Below are 15,330 nucleotides of genomic sequence, written 5' to 3' on the forward strand. Positions count from 1 at the left end.
CGCCCTGCCCGCTCCGTTGGCCCGGCTGGCGAGAATTCTCAAGCAAAATAATCGGCTTAGCCAAGAATTTTACGGTTTGCACGAAACTGCAGCGGCTGGCCTCGCCGCCATTGCCCAACGCATGAGCGGGCTGCGAAAATCAGCACCGGGCGCATACCGGGTGCGCTTCCGCCCGCGGTGCAGCAGTGCTATGACGCGCTCGATTTCACAAGCGCTTCCCATTCCTGGCGCGCTGTTCCCAAGAGGCCCCATCGATCATGGCAAAAATCAAGGTGACCAACCCGGTCGTCGAGCTCGACGGCGACGAGATGACCCGGATCATCTGGCAATACATCAAGGACAAGCTGATCAACCCGTTCCTTGAGATCGATCTGCAGTATTTCGACCTTGGGATGGAAAGCCGCGACAAGACCAACGACCAGATCACGATCGACGCCGCCAACGCCATCAAGAAGGTCGGCGTCGGCGTCAAGTGCGCCACCATCACCCCGGACGAAGCGCGCGTGAAGGAGTTCGGCCTCAAGGAGATGTGGAAGTCGCCGAACGGCACCATTCGCAACATCCTCGGCGGCGTCGTCTTCCGCGAGCCGATCATCTGCAAGAACGTGCCGCGCCTCGTCCCCGGCTGGACCAAGCCGATCATCATCGGCCGCCATGCCTATGGCGACCAGTACCGCGCCACCGACTTCAAATTCCCCGGCAAGGGCGTCCTGACGATGAAGTTCGTCGGCGACGACGGCACCGTGATCGAGAAGGAAGTCTTCAAGGCGCCGGGACCGGGCATCGCGATGGAGATGTACAATCTCGACGAGTCGATCTACGACTTCGCCCGCGCCTCGCTCAACATGGGCCTGTCCAAGAACTATTCGGTGTACCTGTCGACCAAGAACACCATCCTGAAGGTCTATGACGGCCGCTTCAAGGACATCTTCCAGGAGGTGTACGAGAAGGAGTTCAAGGACAAGTTCGAGGCCAAGAAGATCACCTATGAGCACCGCCTGATCGACGACATGGTCGCGGCGGCGCTGAAATGGTCGGGCGGCTATGTCTGGGCCTGCAAGAACTATGACGGCGACGTGCAGTCCGACACCGTGGCCCAGGGCTATGGCTCGCTCGGCCTGATGACCTCGGTGCTGATGACGCCGGACGGCCAGACCATGGAGGCCGAGGCCGCCCACGGCACGGTGACCCGCCATTTCCGCGAGCACCAGAAGGGCAAGGAGACCTCGACCAACTCGATCGCGTCGATCTTCGCCTGGACCCGTGGACTGTCCCACCGCGCCAAGCTCGACAACAATGCCGAGCTCGCCCGGTTCGCCTCCACCCTGGAGAAGGTCTGCGTCGACACCGTCGAGGCCGGCTACATGACCAAGGACCTCGCGCTGCTGGTCGGCGCCGACCAGCGCTGGCTGTCGACCACCGGCTTCCTCGACAAGATCGCCGAGAACCTGACCAACGCGATGGCGGCGTAAGTTTCCCCACTTCCGCCGATCACCCCCACCAGGATATGACGGGTCGCGCCACAAGCGCGGCCCGTTTCCATATCCGCCGCCGCCATCGAGGAACCCACCCATGCGCCTGATCCCGACGCCGTCGCTGCTGCTGCTCTGCGCCCTGACCGGCTCCGCCCATGCCGCCGAGACCACGATCCCCGATGCCCTGGTCGCGGCCGGCGAGAAGCCGGTGCTGACGCTGCATGCCGAGGGCGCGCAGGTTTACGAATGCAAGACGGACAAGGACGGCAAGCTCGCCTGGGCGTTCCGCGAGCCGATCGCCACCCTGTTCGAGAACGGCAAGACCATCGGTCGCCACTATGCGGGGCCGAACTGGGAGCATCAGGACGGCAGCGGCGTGACCGCGCGAGTGGTCGGCACCGCGATCGGCGCCACCGACAACGACATCCCCTGGCTGAAACTTGCAGCCACCGCCCACAAAGGCAGCGGCGTGCTCTCCGAGGTCACCACGGTGCAGCGGATCAACACCGTGGGCGGCAAGCTGGAAGGGGCTTGCGAGACGGCCGGGCAATATCGCAGCGTGGCCTATTCCGCGGACTACGTGTTTCTGCGGAAGGAGTGAGCGAACGCCCAGCCTCGCTCCGGGCCGAAATCGGACCGTGCAGACCGAGGCGGGCGAGCAGCGCGGGGTTGTCGGGAGACCTCGACAACCTCAGGTTAGTCGGTCATGTGAATTGTGGGGCTCGGGCGGTATCCATTTTTCCCAGTTTTGATGTTCAGTTCGGCTTGGCTCATTTGTCGTGGAACACCATTCTTGAACTCGGGTTGGTAAGGCTGCCGTGCCGCTTTGGTCAAACAAGGATCTTTACGTTTATCACGGCACGGACAGCCGCTCGGTCGGCGCGACGTCGGCGACATCCGGGAGCATCCTGACCTTCAAGGTGAACCTCTCGCTGTGCCGCCCCTTCACCGACTTCGGGCAAGGCTTCTACGTGACGACGAACCTGCATCAGGCCAAGCAATGGGCGAACACGCGGACTCGGGCCGTCAATCTCAGCTTACCGGTGTCCGCGTCCGCAAGCGTTGCAACGATCCTTCAATTTCGGCTCAGTCGAGACTGGCTGGCGGGTTTGGAAGGCCTGACATTCGTTCTGGACGCCGCAGACTTCTGGGCCTTGGTCGACGACTGCAGGAGCGGATTTCCGCCGCACCAAAGAACCGGAACCAAGACTGCTTACGAGGTCGTCTACGGACCGGTAACGCTCTGGCCTCAAAAGCTCATCATCAAGGATTGCGACCAGATAAGCTTCCACACGCCTAACGTGGTCAATAGCTTACCTGACCCGGTGTTGTACGAGAAGGCGAATGACAGTGACCCGAAGCGCACTTTGTTCTAGAGTGCCGCGGTAAGCTTGTTCGAGGTGGAACATGCCATCCCAACAGAAGGCCGCCCCGTTGCGTAGCGCTGGGAAGATTGCAGACCTCGGTCCTGACTACCCTCCGCTATATTGGAGCTGGGTCGAAGAGTGTCTGCGCGAGGTCTTTCACAAGTCGAAGGCCGAAATTCAGCAGACCTTGCAGCGGTCTCGCAAGGGATTTGGCAAAGCTCCCGACGATGAGGCGCTGATGCTCTATCACACCTCCCCGCTTCAGCTGGCCGCCATCTTGGCGGGGGCGGCCGATCGGCCGCTGACGGCGGACGAGTTGCTTGCCTATGCGAAACTCCAGAACCGCCGACGAGCGGATCGACCGAGCCCGGACGAGATCTTGCAGGCGCACGTCTCGGATCCGCGGCAAAGCCTACGAACGGCCGGTCAATAGGCGGCTTTGCACCTCCTCGCCGACGGCCAAGATAATTCTGCTGGACGAGCGGCGCCCAACCAAGCTCAAAGCCCCAGCCGATCCCTTACCCGGCCGGCGATCACGGCGCCGGTCACCGCAACCGGCCAGAGGGCATGCAGCGGGATCGGCTTGATGCCGGTGACGGGCATGTCGATCTCGGTCGGCGCGCCGCCGACCAGACGGCGCGCCAGCTGCGCGCCCATCGCGGTGGATAGCGCCACGCCGCGTCCGTTGCAGCCGAGCGAGATCAGGATGCTTTCGGCCGGCTCATGCACGTGCGGATAGTGGTCCTTGGTGATGGCGAGCCGGCTGTTCCAGCCGTGGGTCCAGGCTGCGCCCTTGAGCTGCGGCCACAGCCGCTCGGCATAGCGCATGAGATAGGCGACGTCGGCCGGCGAATTGATCCAGCGCATCGGGCCGCGGCCGCCCATCAGCAGGCGGTTGTGCTGGTCGATGCGGTAGTAGACCGTGATGTGGCCGCTCTCATACAGCACCGATCGCGTCGGCATGATCGCGCGCACGACCTCGTCCGGCAGCGGCGCGGTGGCTGCGATCGAGGAGAACACCGGGATCACGGTGCGGCGGAGCTCCGGCCAGAGATCGTCGGTGAAGCCGTTGGTCGCGATCAACACCTTGTCGGCGTGCACCACCGCGCGCGGCGTCTCGATGCGCCAGCGCAAACCCTCGCGGCGCAGCGACAGCGCCGGCGTCTCGCCATGAACGGCCGCGCCCGCCGCGATCGCCGCGCGCGCCAGCCCGCGCGCATAGTTGAGCGGATGCAGATCGCCGCCGCGCGCGTCGAACATGGCGCAGACATAGCGGTCGCTGCCGGTGACCTCGCGCAGCTTCTCACGGTCGAACACCGCGACCGGCATGCCGCGGCGGATGCACTGCTCGGCGGTGCGTTCGATCGCCGCCGCGCTCGCCTCGTGATAGGCCGCCCGCAGCGTGCCCTGCTGCCGCGCCTCGCAGGGAATCTGGTAGCGGCGGATCAAATCGTGGGTGAAGTTGGTCGTGCCGTAGGCGAAGTCGATCATGCGGCGACCGAGCTCCGGGCCGAAATCGGCCTCGATCTGATCCGGGTCGTGCTTCAGGCCCGGGTTGGTGTGGCCGCCATTGTTGCCGGAGGCGCCCCAGCCGGGCTCCTGCGCCTCCAGCACCACGCAGTCGGTGCCCTGCTCCGCCAGATGCAGCGCGGTCGAGAGACCGGTGAAGCCGCCGCCGATGATCGCGACCGAGACGGTCCTGTCGGCGTCGAGCGGCGGTGTCGCGGCCGGCGCAACGGCCGTGTCGGCATAGACCGAGGGCGGCAGCGGAAGGCGAACGGGGCTGGTCATGGCGGATCTCGCGAAACTCACAGCGGATGCAACACGCGCCGCAGGAAATCCTGCGTGCGCGGGTGCTGCGGTTGATTGAGCACGGCCTGCGCAGCCCCCTGCTCGACGATGACGCCGCCGTCGATGAACAGCACGCGGTCGGCGACCTCGCGGGCAAAGCCGATCTCGTGGGTGACGACGACCATCGTCATGCCGTCGTCGGCCAGCTTGCGCATCACGCTCAGGACGTCGCCGACCAGTTCGGGGTCGAGCGCCGAGGTGGGCTCGTCGAACAGGATCGCCTTCGGCTGCATCGCGAGCGCGCGCGCAATCGCAACGCGCTGCTGCTGGCCGCCCGAGAGCTGCGGCGGATGCACGTCGGCCTTGTCGGCGAGCCCGACCTGGGCCAGCAGCGCCCGGCCGCGCTCCAGCGCTACGGCGCGCGGCTCCTTCTTCACGTAGAGCGGTCCCTCGATGACGTTGTCGAGCGCGGTGCGATGGGGAAACAGGTTGAAGCGCTGGAACACCATCGAGACCTGGGTGCGGACCGACACGATCGAGCGCGCTTCGCGGTCGACGCGCAGGCCTTCCACGCTGATCGTTCCGCGATCGTAGCTTTCGAGCCCGTTGATGCAGCGCAGGATCGTCGACTTGCCCGAGCCGGACGGCCCGATGATGCAGACCACCTCGCCCTTCTCGACCGAGGCCGTGATGCCCTTGAGCACCTCGACCTTGCCGAAACTCTTGTGCACGTCGGACAGCTCGATCATCGCTTGCCCGCCCGCTTCTCGAAGTGCCGGACCAGCAGGATCAGCGGCACGCTCATGGTGAGATACATCAGAGCCACGAGCGTGAAGACGCTGGAGTTCTTGAAGGTCGAGGACGCGATCAGCTTGCCCTGCAGCGCGAGCTCGGCGACCGTGATGGTCGAGGCCTGCGAGGAATCCTTGAGCATCATGATCATGACGTTGCCGTAGGGCGGCAGCACGATGCGCACCGCCTGCGGCAGCACCACGCGGCGCATGGTCGTCCACCAACCCATGCCGATCGATTGCGCCGCCTCGATCTGTCCCTTGTCGATCGCCTCGATGCCGGCGCGGAAGTTCTCGGCCTGATAGGCCGAATAGGCGATGCCAAGTCCGAGAATGGCGGCCTGCAGCGCCGACAGGGTCACGCCGAAATCGGGCATCACGAAGTAGAGATAGAACAACAGCACGATGATCGGCACGCCGCGGATCACGTTGATCAGGCCCGCGCTCAAGCCCGAAAGGACGCGGATGCCGGAGACCCGCATCATCGCCCAGACGAGCCCCAGCGCGGTCGACAGCAGCAGCGATCCCAGGGTGACGACGATCGTCAGAACCACGCCGTTGAGCAGGATGGGAAAGAATTCGACGGCGTCGTGCCAGAACCTGCTCATCGCCCGCTCAACCCTTCAGGCCCCATTTGTCCAGGATCTTGTCCACGGTCCCATTCGCCTTCAGCTTGGCCAGCGAGGCGTTGATCTTGCCGAGCAGTTCGGTATCGCCCTTGCGCACGCCGATGCCGACCGAGCCGACCGTGACGGGCTTGTAGCTGGCAACGAGGCGCGCCTCGGGAAATCCGCCCTGCTTGAGATTGTAGGCCAGGATCGGATAGTCGGCGAAACCGGCCTTGAGGCGGCCGGTGTTCACGTCGCGCAGGATGTCGGGAATGGTGTCGTAGGCCTTGACCTCGGAGAACAGCCCGGACTTCTTCAGCGCATCGACGAACGCGGTGCCGACCTGCGCGCCGACCACCTCGCCCTTCAGATCCTCCTGCGAGGCATAGGCCTTGGTGTCGGCCTTCGGCACGATCAGGCCTTCGCCGTAGGTGTAGATCGGGTCGGAGAAATCGACCACCTCCTTGCGCGGCGGGGTGATGAACATCGCCGCCGCGATGATGTCGATCTTGCTCGAGGTCAAGGACGGGATCAGCGCCGAGAACTGCATCGGCTCGATCTGCACGGCGACGCCCGCATCCTTGCCGACCTCGGTGATCAGGTCGACCATCACGCCCTGGATCTGGTTGGTCTTGGTGTCGAGGAAGGTGAAGGGAATTCCGGTCGGGGTCGAGCCGACCTTCAGCACCTGCTGGGCCGACGCCGGCGCGACGGCGGCCAGCGCGAGCGCCGCCACCGCGGCCTGGACAAAACGCTTCAACGACATCGCATCCCCCTTCTGGTTAAACCAATCCCGGCGCGTGGCATCCATTGCGATGGCAGCCGTTGCAGGTCGCGCCGTTTCAGCTTATTTTCACCAATATGAAAATTTGGACATACTTTGGCGGATGATGCAAGCTGTTTTCATGCACATGAAGGAAGCGGCCTGACGTGAGTGACGGCACGAGATTGCGCAAACCGCGCGCATCCAAGCCTGCGGCAAACGGTAAGGCGCCGTCCCGGCCGGCCGCCGAGTCGGCCGAGCCGCCGGTGGATGTCGCGGTCGGCCGTCGCATCCGCGATCTGCGGCGCCTCAGGAAATTGTCGCTCGAAACCGTCGCGGCCGAGACCGCGCTGTCGATCGGCTTCCTCAGCCAGGTCGAGCGCGGCCTGTCGTCGCCGTCGCTGCGCGTGGTCGCGACGCTTGCCGACGTGCTCGGCGTCGGCATCGCGGCACTGTTCGGATCCGGCGCGGGCGGCGATGCCGCCGCGGACTCGGTCGTCACACGCGGGCCGCAGCGCCCGGAGCTCAAGCTCTGGCGCACCGGCGTGTCCAAGCAGTTGCTCAGCGCGGCCGGCGGCGACAGCAAGCTCAATCTGTTCCTGGTGCATCTCGAGCCCGGCGGCTCGACCGGCGACGAACTCTACACCCATGACGGCGAGGAAGCCGGTCTCGTGCTCGAAGGCGAGATGCTGCTGACGGTGGACAGCGAGACCTGGTCGCTCAAGGAGGGCGACAGCTTCCGCTTCGCCAGCCGCAGGCCGCACCGCTTCTCCAATCCGGCCGACGACGCCAAGGCGGTCGTGCTGTGGGTGAACTGCGTGACCTGAGCGGGCTCACGCCTCGCGATAGTCCAGCAGGATCAGGCCGACCAGCACGAACGCCACCGGCCAGACCCAGGCCGCGGCGCGGCTGATGCGGCCGTCCATGCGCAGTTCCAGCCAGCGCGCCCAGCCGGCGGTGATGCCACAAAGCGCCAGCGGCGTGTGGCTCATCTCGATCAGCAGCTGGTCCTTGACGTTGGCGATCGCATGCGAATGCGTCATCAGCAGCGCGCCGCCGGCGGCGACCGTCAGCGGAAACACCAGCGCGGCCCGGCCCGCCTGTTGGCCGCGCAGCCGCACCCGCCATTCGAACAGGCCGAACAGGATGATCAGCACCACGAACAGCCGGTGCTGCGCCACTTCGGGATCGCGCAGCGAAGCAAAGAAGCCGATCGGACCGAGCGGCCAGGCCATCTCGTCGGCGCGCAGGAACAGGAAGGCCGCCATCACCAGGAACAGCAGCGGCCAATGCCGCGCGAAGCGTCCCCAGGAGAAGCGCTCGATCAGCGCCAGCACGCCGATCAGCACGACGAAGATGCCGGCCCAATGATGGTTGTATTCCGACCAGGCGATGTCGGCGGCGCTGCGCGGCAGAATCACGCCCTCGCCAGGCACATAGGCCTGCGGCGCGGTCACACGCTGGGCGTCGGCGGCGTCGATTCTCGCCTGCAGCTGCGAGATCGTCAGCTGATCCACGGACGGGCTGGTCAGGCGAGGCCATTGCGGCGCGGCGCGCTCGACGATCTCCGGCCAGCTCAGGCGGTCCTGGCTGAGATCGATGCCGGGCGGCAGCGACGTCAGCGAGCCCGCGGTCAACAGCACCGTCAGCCCGATCCCGAGTTCGACCTCGACGAAGCGTTTCATCCGCAGCAGCGGTGCTGCGCCATCGCGGCGGCGCAGCCGCTCCACGGCGAGGAAATTGCCGGCGCCGAGTGCGAGCAGCATCACGAGCATCGCGACCTTGGCCGAGGTCATCACGCCATAGGCGGTGCCGTAGATCGCTGCGAACGAGCCGAGATAGGCAATCGCCATCACCGTGCCGCCGAGCACGATCGCAGCCACCGAGGCCATCGACATCAGCGAATAGCGCCGTCCTATCAGCCGCTGGTCTTGATCGGAGTTGCAGCCGTTCAGCGCCATCAGGAAATACGGCAGACCGCCGATCCAGACGCCCGCCCCCAGCATGTGCAGGAAGTCGGCCGCCAGCAGCGGCCAGCGCACGTCGAGCCGGCTCGCCGCATGGGTCAGATTGAGTTGCAGCAGCAGCGCTGCGGTGGCCAGCGCCATCAGCGCCACCACGCGCCATCTGGCCCAGGTGCCGGTCCGGGCGAGCGCGGCGATGCCGAGCGCGCAGGCCGCGACCGCCACGCCGGAGCGTGCGAAATCCGCCCCGGCCGCCTCGCGCAGCGACAGATCGAGCGTCCCGGTCAGCGCCGCCATGTTGACCGCGAGCGCGGCCAGCACGGCGGCGAACCAACCGAGCGCGCTGCGCCGCAGGACGCGTTGGCTTCGCTTGCCGACCACGATCGCGTCAGCGGAGAGCTTTTGCTGCAGCGGCCGCAGCAGCAGCAGCTGAAACGCCAGCCCGCCGATGGTGAAGGATTGCGCCAGCAGGGTCAGCCCGCGCAATACCACCGAGAGATAGCCGAAGATGTCGAGGAACAGCGCCATGACGACGGAGCGACAGCTATCGCACGTTGAACGGGATGTCGCCGCGGGTGATGTGGCCGTCGACGCTGAGCACCTGCCATTGCAGGTGCCACACCCCGGGGCTGAGCGGGCGCGCCTGCGCGTCGATCTCGTCGGCCGGCGCATCCGCGGCGGCTGTCAGCGCCTGCTCCGCGCCGTCGGGCGCGCGCAGCTTCAGGCGCGAGCGCGCGTGATCGATACGGCTGTTGAAGCGCAACCGGATCGCGGTCGCATCCTTGTCGATGGTCGCACCCGAGGCCGGCTGCGAGGACACGATGATGGCATGGGCCGATGCGGCACCGGGAACGGTCAGCAGCAGCGCGGTGAGGGACGGCAGGACGCGGAATCGGATGACGGACGGCATGGGATCAATCGACGGCGGGCGGGAAGAGAACTTCACCGTTTTATTGTATGGTACTCCCGTGTTCCGCAAGTAACCAAAAAGTCGTGACCGCGCGCCGGCCGGGAGGCGACGCCTGCGGCTGAGCCGAGAGCGAGTCCCTCGCATCGCCTGCAACGGACCTGGCGGCTGTCTCCTTGGCCGGCCCTGCCCTCCCGGCATCCCCGAACAGCGAAATTCAGGGTCGAATCGTCAAGCACTTCGCTGTATGCCTCGCCGCGTCATTGCCGTCCGCTGCCGGGATCGTCTCCTGCGCCCGCCGGCCAACGTCGTCCGTCGAGGAATGCCTAAGGAAACCGCCATGCCCGCCTATCGCTCCCGCACCTCCACCCATGGCCGCAACATGGCCGGCGCCCGCGGCCTGTGGCGCGCCACCGGCATGACCAACGAGGATTTCGGCAAGCCGATCATCGCCGTCGTCAACTCCTTCACCCAGTTCGTACCCGGCCATGTGCATCTGAAGGATCTCGGCCAGCTGGTGGCGCGCGAGATCGAGAAGGCCGGCGGCGTCGCCAAGGAGTTCAACACCATCGCAGTCGACGACGGCATCGCGATGGGCCATGACGGCATGCTCTACAGCCTGCCGTCGCGCGAGCTGATCGCCGACAGCACCGAATACATGGTCAACGCGCATTGCGCCGACGCCATGGTCTGCATCTCCAACTGCGACAAGATCACCCCGGGCATGCTGATGGCCGCGATGCGGCTCAACATTCCGGCCGTGCTCGTCTCGGGCGGACCGATGGAGGCCGGCAAGGTCAACATCGCCGGCAAGCTGCGCAAGGTCGATTTGATCGACGCCATGGTGACCGCGGCCGATGACAAGGTCTCGGACGCCGACGTCGAGGTGATGGAGCGTTCGGCCTGCCCGACCTGCGGCTCATGCTCGGGCATGTTCACCGCCAACTCGATGAACTGCCTCACCGAGGCTCTCGGCCTGTCGCTGCCCGGCAACGGCTCGGTGCTCGCGACCCACGCCGACCGCCGCGGCCTGTTCGTCGAGGCCGGTCATCTGATCGTCGATCTCGCCCGCCGCTATTACGAGCAGGACGACGCCTCCGTGCTGCCGCGCAACGTCGCCAACTTCAAGGCATTCGAGAACGCGATGAGCATGGACATCGCGATGGGCGGCTCGACCAACACCGTGCTGCATCTGCTCGCCGCCGCGCATGAGGGCGAGGTCCCGTTCACGATGACCGACATCGATCGCCTCTCGCGCAAGGTCCCCTGCCTGTGCAAGGTCGCGCCCGCCGTGGCCGACGTGCACATGGAGGACGTGCATCGCGCCGGCGGCGTGATGGGCATCTTGGGCGAGCTCGCCCGCGCCGGCCTGCTTCACACGGAATTGCCGAGCGTGCATTCGACGTCGCTGGCGGCGGCGCTGGAGCGCTGGGACATCCGCCGCACGGCGAGCGACAGCGTCAAGAACTTCTACATGGCCGCGCCCGGCGGCGTGCCGACGCAGACAGCCTTCAGTCAGGACCGCCGCTACGAGGAGCTCGATCTCGATCGCGAAAAAGGCTGCATCCGCGATCTCGCCCACGCCTACTCCAAGGACGGCGGCCTCGCCGTGCTGACCGGTAACATCGCGCTCGATGGCTGCATCGTGAAGACCGCGGGCGTCGACGCCTCGATCCTGAAGTTCTCGGGTCCTGCGCGCGTCATGGAGAGCCAGGACGCCGCGGTCGAGGCGATCCTCACCAACAAGATCAAGTCGGGCGACGTCGTCGTCATCATCTATGAAGGTCCGCGCGGCGGCCCGGGCATGCAGGAAATGCTGTATCCGACCAGCTATCTGAAGTCGAAGGGCCTCGGCAAGGCGTGCGCACTGATCACCGACGGCCGCTTCTCCGGCGGCACGTCGGGGCTGTCGATCGGCCACGTCTCGCCGGAAGCGGCCGAGGGCGGCCTGATCGGCCTCGTGCAGGACGGCGACCGCATCGAGATCGACATCCCCAACCGCAGCATCCATCTCGCGGTGTCGGACGCAGAGCTCGCGAAGCGCCGCACGGCGATGGAGACGAAGGGGGATCAGGCCTGGAAGCCCGCGAAGCGCGCCCGCAAGGTCTCGACCGCACTCAGGGCCTACGCCGCGTTCGCGTCCAGCGCCGCCAAGGGCGCCGTGCGCATCGTGAAGTAGTTCATGCAGGAGATGACGGCCTCTTCCGATCTGCGAGATAGCAAGCGCATGTGACGAACGGAGTTTTGCTCTCGCTATCTCAACTTCGTCATGGCCGGGCTTGTCCCGGCCATCCACGTTCTTCGGCGCGCTGAGCACGACGTGGATGCCCGGGACGAGCCCGGGCATGACGGTCAACTAACCATAGGAGTTGCGCGTCGCGAGTGCCCGCCCCTCGCCATGAGCACGCGGCTGATGCCCAACCTGCAGCGCCGCCCCCGGAACGTGCCCCTCTCCATGAACACGCCTCTTGGCGCGTTCATGGTCGGTATGCAGGACCGCCTTGGGTGCCAGAACCTCATGGTGAGGAGCGCCGCGCCAATCAGGCCAATGGCCAAGCAAGGTCATCGTTCGCGGCGCGTCTCGAACCATGAGGCCGCACAGTCGGGGCCTCGCCCTTCGAGACGCCCGCCTCCGGCGGGCTCCTCAGGGTGAGGGTGAAGACGGAACCCAGACGAGAGATTTCGCCCATCAATACGCCTTCGGATCCCCGCTATCATTTGGATGCGCAAACGCCTTCTGCAGCACCGGCGTCATCGGGAAGTTGAAGTTGACGCCCTTGGGCGGCACCGGGCTCATGAACCATTTTGCGTACAGCGTCGCGATCTCGGGGCTCGTGTAGAGCTTCGTCGTGGCGCGGTCGACGACGGCCTTGAAGGCGGGATCATCCTTGCGCAGCATGATGCCGTAGGGCTCGGGCAACGAGAACTGGTCGGGCGAGATCGCGAAGTCCGACGGCGTCTTGGCGCTTGCGACGAGACCTGCGAGCAGGATGTCGTCCATCACATAGGCGTCGGCGCGGCCGTTCTCGACCATCAGGAAGCCCTCGGCGTTGTCCTTGGCGGCGACGACGTTGAGGCCGAGCTGGCGGGCGGTGTTGGCCTCGTAGAGCTGCTTGATGTTGGTGGTGCCCGAGGTCGAGGCCACCGTCCTGCCCTTGAGATCGTCGATGGTCTTGAGCCCGCTCGCGGCCTTGGCGACGAAGCGGCTGGCGGTGAGGAAGTAGGTGTGGGAGAACGACACCAGCCGCTGCCGCTCGATATTGTTGGTGGTCGAGGCGCATTCGAGGTCGATGGTGCCGTTGGTCATCAGCGGAATGCGCGTGGCCGACGACACCGGCATCAGCTTCACCTCGAGTTTGTCGAGCTTGAGCGTCGCCTTGATCTCGTCGACGACCTTGCTGCAGATGTCGAGTGCGAAGCCGAGCGGCTTCTGGTTGTCGTCGATATAGGAGAACGGGAGCGAGGTCTCGCGGTAGCCGACCGTGATGGCGCCGGTCTCCCTGATCTTCTGCAGAGTGCCGGTCAGTTCTTCGGCGAACGCGGGTGCCGCCAGCATTGTTGCAACCAGTGCGACCGCGACGAGACGTGCGTACTTCATGGATCTTCCTCAGCAGGAGTGCGAGTTGCCTAACCAAAGCAAGGACTGCGCCAGGAAGCGGGCCGGCTTGCCCGAGCAGCCTTGCGGAGGCCGTCGTTTGGGCGTCCGCTCCGTCGTTCAAACATCTGCAGGCGGGCTGGCGGCCCGCCCCGATCCGCCGCACAATGCCCGCAAGGCACGACGGAGGCGCACATGCTGTTCATGGTGATCGAGCGTTTCAAGGACCGCGACCCGATTCCGGTCTACCGCCGCGTCCGCGATCCCGGCATCACATTTCCCGACGGCCTGAAATATCTCGGCAGCTGGATCGAGCCGAACTTCGACCGCTGCTTCCAGTTGATGGAATGTGACGACGCCCGTCTGCTGCAGCAATGGATCCTGTCCAACGCCCGCGACACCGGCATGACCTTCGAGATCGTGCCGGTGGTGACGAGCGCGGAAACGCGCGAGGTGGTGGCGCCGTATCTGGACGAGGCGTGAGCACGGGAGAACGCGCCCAATCAGTCGCGTAGGGGTGGGTAAAGCAGTCGCCCGCAGGGCGGCAGCGTGCCGACCGTCCATCAATGGACTTGCGGCTGCAATGGCGGGCACGGCGCGCGAGCGAACCGCACGAGAACGTTACATCGCGGCGCGCCTTTGCCCAGCCTACACCTACAACGAATTCCCCTACTCCTCGAACGAAAACAGCTCGATCGGATCGCTGAAGCCGCGCACCGGGAATTCGCCGACGCGCTCCAGCGCGAACGGCCCTTCGACGAGTTCGGCAAACGCCCGAGACATCAGCACGGGACGACCGACCTGCTTGGTCAGCGCCTCCATGCGCGAGGCCATGTTCACCGCCGGTCCGATCACGGTGAAGTCCAGCCGCGTGCGCGAGCCGATGTTGCCGTACATGACGTCGCCGACATGGATACCGATGCCGTAGCGCAGCGGCTCACGGCCGGTCTCGGCATGGCGCGCGTTCAACTCCGCCATCGCCTGCTTGGCGCCGGTCACGGCATGCAGCAGGTTGGCGCAAGCGTCAGGCTGGCTGAGCGGAAAGATTGCCAGCAGCCCGTCGCCGATGAACTTCAGGATCTCGCCGCCACGCTCCGTGATCGGCTCCACCATCGCGTCGAAATAGCCGTTGAGCAGATCGATGACGTCGTCGCGCGGCCAGTTGTCCGAGATCTTGGTGAAGTCCCGCAGATCGCAGATCATGATCGCCGCACTCACGGTCTCGCCGCTGCCGCGCCGCGTCGCACCGGCCAACACCATCTCACCGGCATGCGGGCCGACATAGGTCTCGAGCAAGGTGCGCGCCAGCCGGTTCTTGATGCGGATCTCGCTGACCAGCGCCAGCACCGGCGACAGCCGCTTCAGCGCCGCGATCTCGGTATCAGCGAAGCCGCCGCGCTGGTCGGTCGCAAAGGTGACGCAGTGTCGCTTGCCGAGCGTGTGCAGGATGGGCCAGGCGACATAGTCGGTGAGACCTTGTGCGCGCATGTCGTCATAGACGCCATGCTGCCGGCCGAGCGCCGGATCACCCGCGAGGTTCTCGCGGATCTCGTCGGCCCCGTCATAGACCTCGCTCACCGGGCTGCCGATAAACTCGGAGCGCGACCCGACATCGTAGTCGACGCGGTTGATCTCGGAGCTCTCCATCCCGTCGCTCCACACGATGCGCGCGCCGAGCCATTGCGGGTGATTGATTCGCACGTGCAACGAGGCCCGCTTCACGGGCACTCCGGCCTGCCGCAGCCGGATGCACATCTGCGCGAAGATGTCGTCGATGAAGCGTTCGTCGTGGGTGCCGCTGGTGAGCCAGTCCACGACCTCGTCGCCCAGGCGCTGGCCGAGGGTGAGATGGACGTCGGTTGCGGTCATGGCGGTCTCCTGGGCGGGCTCGGCAATACCAGGAGATGTCGTGGCGCAGCGCAGAAGAGTCAACCGATACCAAGGCATCGCGCCCCCGCCCGGATAGGCAGGTCCGAGCAGGAACGCGCGCCGAGGGAACTACGGAGGTCTTGCTGCCCTCCCAATGCCGCAAGGGGCGGATGCTGCACATCCGCCCCTTGCCTGATGGA

15 protein-coding genes are annotated in these 15,330 nt (G+C 65.7%); 7 read left to right on the plus strand and 8 right to left on the minus strand.

The window, feature by feature from the left end:
* Positions 1 to 257 precede the first annotated feature (257 nt).
* The 4 genes from ACQR1B_RS11060 to ACQR1B_RS11075 all read left to right on the plus strand — a co-directional run bounded on the left by ACQR1B_RS11060 (position 258) and on the right by ACQR1B_RS11075 (position 3,275).
* On the plus strand, positions 258 to 1,472 hold the full coding sequence (locus ACQR1B_RS11060) for an NADP-dependent isocitrate dehydrogenase (protein ID WP_434830904.1): 1,215 nt from the start codon (positions 258 to 260) through the stop codon (positions 1,470 to 1,472).
* Positions 1,473 to 1,572: 100 nt separating this feature from the next.
* Entirely contained in the window at positions 1,573 to 2,076 is a 504-nt protein-coding gene (locus tag ACQR1B_RS11065) for a DUF3455 domain-containing protein (protein ID WP_434830903.1), read from the plus strand.
* A 217-nt stretch (positions 2,077 to 2,293) separates the two neighbouring features.
* On the plus strand, positions 2,294 to 2,851 hold the full coding sequence (locus ACQR1B_RS11070; RefSeq protein WP_434830902.1) for a DUF3990 domain-containing protein: 558 nt from the start codon (positions 2,294 to 2,296) through the stop codon (positions 2,849 to 2,851).
* 31 nt (positions 2,852 to 2,882) lie between these two features.
* Complete coding sequence (locus ACQR1B_RS11075) at positions 2,883 to 3,275, plus strand: hypothetical protein (RefSeq protein WP_434830901.1); 393 nt, start codon at positions 2,883 to 2,885, stop codon at positions 3,273 to 3,275.
* 65 nt (positions 3,276 to 3,340) lie between these two features.
* Here the strand turns inward: ACQR1B_RS11075 and ACQR1B_RS11080 are convergent, their stop codons facing one another.
* The 4 genes from ACQR1B_RS11080 to ACQR1B_RS11095 are packed head-to-tail and all read right to left on the minus strand — an operon-like array spanning position 3,341 to position 6,798.
* The gene (locus tag ACQR1B_RS11080; protein ID WP_434830900.1) at positions 3,341 to 4,633 is read right to left on the minus strand and encodes an NAD(P)/FAD-dependent oxidoreductase; all 1,293 of its coding nucleotides are present in this window, start codon (positions 4,631 to 4,633) and stop codon (positions 3,341 to 3,343) included.
* A gap of 17 nt (positions 4,634 to 4,650) precedes the next feature.
* Positions 4,651 to 5,382, minus strand: coding sequence for an amino acid ABC transporter ATP-binding protein (locus tag ACQR1B_RS11085; RefSeq protein WP_434830899.1), 732 nt, complete (start codon positions 5,380 to 5,382; stop codon positions 4,651 to 4,653).
* Positions 5,379 to 6,032 carry an amino acid ABC transporter permease gene (locus ACQR1B_RS11090; RefSeq protein ID WP_434830898.1) on the minus strand — a complete coding sequence of 218 codons (654 nt, stop codon included), beginning with the start codon at positions 6,030 to 6,032 and terminating at the stop codon, positions 5,379 to 5,381. Before ACQR1B_RS11090 ends, ACQR1B_RS11085 begins: the two co-directional genes overlap by 4 nt.
* 7 nt (positions 6,033 to 6,039) lie before the next feature.
* Positions 6,040 to 6,798 (minus strand): ABC transporter substrate-binding protein, encoded by a 759-nt coding sequence (locus ACQR1B_RS11095; protein WP_434830897.1) that lies wholly within the window; start codon positions 6,796 to 6,798, stop codon positions 6,040 to 6,042.
* A 164-nt stretch (positions 6,799 to 6,962) separates the two neighbouring features.
* On the opposite strand from ACQR1B_RS11095, the gene ACQR1B_RS11100 reads away from it, so the two are divergent.
* A complete protein-coding gene (locus ACQR1B_RS11100) occupies positions 6,963 to 7,622 on the plus strand; it encodes a helix-turn-helix domain-containing protein (protein WP_434830896.1) in 660 nt (219 codons plus the stop codon).
* Between the two features lie 6 nt (positions 7,623 to 7,628).
* On the opposite strand, the gene ACQR1B_RS11105 is transcribed toward ACQR1B_RS11100, so the two are convergent.
* On the minus strand, positions 7,629 to 9,287 hold the full coding sequence (locus ACQR1B_RS11105; protein ID WP_434830895.1) for a copper resistance D family protein: 1,659 nt from the start codon (positions 9,285 to 9,287) through the stop codon (positions 7,629 to 7,631).
* A 16-nt stretch (positions 9,288 to 9,303) separates the two neighbouring features.
* Positions 9,304 to 9,669 carry a copper resistance CopC family protein gene (locus tag ACQR1B_RS11110; protein ID WP_434830894.1) on the minus strand — a complete coding sequence of 122 codons (366 nt, stop codon included), beginning with the start codon at positions 9,667 to 9,669 and terminating at the stop codon, positions 9,304 to 9,306.
* Between the two features lie 337 nt (positions 9,670 to 10,006).
* On the opposite strand from ACQR1B_RS11110, the gene ilvD reads away from it, so the two are divergent.
* Positions 10,007 to 11,845, plus strand: a complete 1,839-nt coding sequence (gene ilvD / locus ACQR1B_RS11115; protein ID WP_434830893.1) for a dihydroxy-acid dehydratase — start codon at positions 10,007 to 10,009, stop codon at positions 11,843 to 11,845.
* Positions 11,846 to 12,355: 510 nt separating this feature from the next.
* On the opposite strand, the gene ACQR1B_RS11120 is transcribed toward ilvD, so the two are convergent.
* Positions 12,356 to 13,264 (minus strand): amino acid ABC transporter substrate-binding protein, encoded by a 909-nt coding sequence (locus tag ACQR1B_RS11120; protein ID WP_434830892.1) that lies wholly within the window; start codon positions 13,262 to 13,264, stop codon positions 12,356 to 12,358.
* Positions 13,265 to 13,456: 192 nt separating this feature from the next.
* Here ACQR1B_RS11120 and ACQR1B_RS11125 point away from each other — a divergent pair, with 192 nt between their 5' ends.
* Entirely contained in the window at positions 13,457 to 13,744 is a 288-nt protein-coding gene (locus ACQR1B_RS11125; RefSeq protein WP_434830891.1) for a DUF3303 domain-containing protein, read from the plus strand.
* A gap of 186 nt (positions 13,745 to 13,930) precedes the next feature.
* On the opposite strand, the gene ACQR1B_RS11130 is transcribed toward ACQR1B_RS11125, so the two are convergent.
* Positions 13,931 to 15,130, minus strand: coding sequence for an adenylate/guanylate cyclase domain-containing protein (locus tag ACQR1B_RS11130; RefSeq protein ID WP_434830890.1), 1,200 nt, complete (start codon positions 15,128 to 15,130; stop codon positions 13,931 to 13,933).
* Positions 15,131 to 15,330 lie beyond the last annotated feature (200 nt).

Origin of the sequence: Bradyrhizobium oligotrophicum, assembly GCF_051168495.1 — a bacterium.
Lineage (GTDB): Bacteria > Pseudomonadota > Alphaproteobacteria > Rhizobiales > Xanthobacteraceae > Bradyrhizobium > Bradyrhizobium oligotrophicum_A.